We start from the raw sequence: 2,676 nt of genomic DNA, 5'->3' as shown, positions 1-2,676 counted from the left end.
CCGCAGGCCGCCGTCACCGCCCTCGGGCAGCTCCACGCCCACGGCATCTCCCCGGACTGGCAGGCGCTGTTCCCCGGCGCCCGCCGGGTCGCCCTGCCCACCTACGCCTTCCAGCGCGACCGCTACTGGCTCGACGCCCCCGCCGCGGCGGGCGACCTGCGGGCCGTGGGCCAGGGCGAGGCCGGGCACCCGCTGCTCGGCGCCGCCGTGCCGTTGGCCGACGGCGACGGGCAACTGCTCACCGGGCGGCTCTCGTTGCACACCCACCCGTGGCTGGCCGATCACGCCGTGAGCGGGGTCGTCCTGCTGCCGGGCACCGCGTTCGTCGAGCTGGCGATCACCGCGGCCGACGCCGTGGGCTGCGACCTGCTCGAAGAACTCACCCTCGAGGCACCGCTGCGCGTACCCGAGCGCGGAGGCGTGGCCCTGCAGGTACGCGTCGGCGCCGACGACGGCTCGGGCCGCAGGCCGCTGACCGTGCACTCGCGCACCGAGGACACGGATCTGCCGTGGGTGCGGCACGCCGCCGGCTCGCTGGCCACGGCCACGGGCCCGGTGGACGGCTCGCTCGCCGCGTGGCCGCCCGCGGGCGCGGAGCCCGTCGACGTCGACGGCTTCTACGAGCGGCTCGCCGGCATGGCCCTCGACTACGGCCCCGTCTTCCAGGGGCTGCGTGCCGCCTGGCAGAACGGCGACGACTTCTACGCCGAAGTGGAACTGCCCGGACCGGAGCGGACGGGCGCGGGCGCCTATGGTCTCCACCCCGCCCTGTTCGACGCCGCGCTGCACACCGTGTGGCTGGGTGCGGTCGCGCCCGAGGCCGGAACGGGCAACGGGCTGCTGCCGTTCGCCTGGAGCGGTGTGCGCCTGGCGGCCGCCGGGGCCTCCGCGCTGCGGGTGAAGGTCTCGCGGGCCGGCACCACCACGGTGTCGCTGGCCCTGGCCGACGGCACCGGCGAGCCGGTCGCACAGATCGACTCCCTGACGCTGCGCCCGGTCTCCGCCGACCAGTTGCGCAACGGTGCCGGCGACGGCGACTCGCTGTTCGGCATGGAGTGGACGCCGCTCGGCCTGCCGTCCGTGGCGGACGGCGCCCTGCGGATCACCCCGTACGCCGACATCGCGGCGCTGCGGTCCGCGGACGAGGTCCCGGACGCCGACGCCGTCGTCGTCCCGTGCCCGACGGGCGCTGCCGAGGACACCGCCACCCGGGTCCGCGAGGTCACCAACGCCGTGCTGGAGCTGGTGCAGTGGTGGCTGGCCGAGGACCGCCCCGCGCGCCTCGTGCTGGTGACCCGCACCGGGGACCTCGCCCAGGCGGCGGTGCGCGGTCTGGTGCGCTCGGCACAGAGCGAGAACCCCGACCGCTTCGTGCTGCTCGACGCCGACGAGGACGCGGATCTCGACGGGCTGCTGCCCGGAGTGATCGCCTCCGGTGAGCCGCAGGCACGGCTGTCCGCGAGCGAGGCGCGCGTGCCGAGACTGGCCCGTATCGCCGTCCCGGACGACGCGGACCGGGAGTTCCCCGACCTCGGATCCGGCACCGTCCTGCTGACCGGTGCATCGGGCGGGCTGGGCGGGCTCCTCGCCCGGCACCTCGTCTCGCAGCACGGTGTCCGCAGCCTGCTCCTGGTCAGCCGCCGGGGCGGGGACGCCCCCGGCGCGGCGGAACTCGCCGCCGAGCTGACCGCGCAGGGCGCCGACGTCTCCTGGGCCGCCTGCGACGTGGCCGTCCGCGACGCCGTCCGCGAACTCCTGGCCGGGCGGCGGCTGTCCGCAGTCGTCCACACCGCCGGGGTCCTGGACGACGGGGTCATCGGTGCGCTCACCCCCGAGCGGCTGGACGGCGTGTTCCGCCCCAAGGTCGACGCGGCGCTGAACCTGCACGAACTGGCCGGGGACCTGAGCGCGTTCGTGCTCTTCTCCTCGGCGGCCGGCACCCTCGGCACACAGGGCCAGGGCAACTACGCCGCCGCCAACACGTTCCTCGACGCCCTCGCCGAGCACCGCCACGCGCAGGGCCTGCCCGCCACCTCGCTGGCGTGGGGCCTGTGGGCGCAGGACAGCGACAGCGCGATGACCGGCAGCCTCGACCACACCGACCTGACGCGTATCAAGCGCATGGGCCTGGCGGCCATCCCGGCGGGGGAGGGTCTGCGCATGTTCGACGCCGGCCTCGCCGGCGGCCGGGCCGCCGTGGTCCCGATCCGGCTCGACACCTCCGCCTTCCGCGACGGACAGGGACAGCCGGTTCCGTCGGTCCTGCGCAGCCTGGTCCGGGTCGCACCGGTCCGGCGCGCAGCGGCGACGGCACAGGCCGCAGCGTCCTCCCTGGGACAGCGGCTGGCCGGTCTGCCGGAGGCCGAGCGCGAGCAGGCGGTGCTGGAGCTGGTGCGCACCGAGGTCGCCGCCGTGCTCGGGCACGCCGACGCCCGGTCGGTGGGCGCGGACGACCCGTTCAACGACATCGGTTTCGACTCGCTGACCGCCGTCGAACTGCGCAACCGCCTCAACACGGCTGCCGGCCTGCGCCTCCCCGCCACGCTGATCTTCGACTACCCGAACCCGCTCGCCCTCGCCCGCTTCCTCACCACCGAGGCCGTCGGCACCGGTGAGACGGCAACGGCGGCGGCCGCAGTCGCCACGACCGCCGCCGGGACGGACGAGCCGATCGCG

Annotated in this window: 1 protein-coding gene; it reads left to right on the top strand. The window is 75.9% G+C overall.

Features of this window, described 5'->3' with window-relative positions; genetic code table 11:
* On the top strand, nt 1-2,676 hold a 2,676-nt coding region (locus tag HG542_RS34030), incomplete at both ends, for a type I polyketide synthase (protein WP_171088285.1).

The organism is Streptomyces morookaense (assembly GCF_013030945.1).
Lineage (GTDB): Bacteria > Actinomycetota > Actinomycetes > Streptomycetales > Streptomycetaceae > Streptomyces > Streptomyces morookaensis.
Note: the sequence above shows the minus strand (reverse complement) of the source record. Positions and strands in the feature narration are given on the sequence as shown.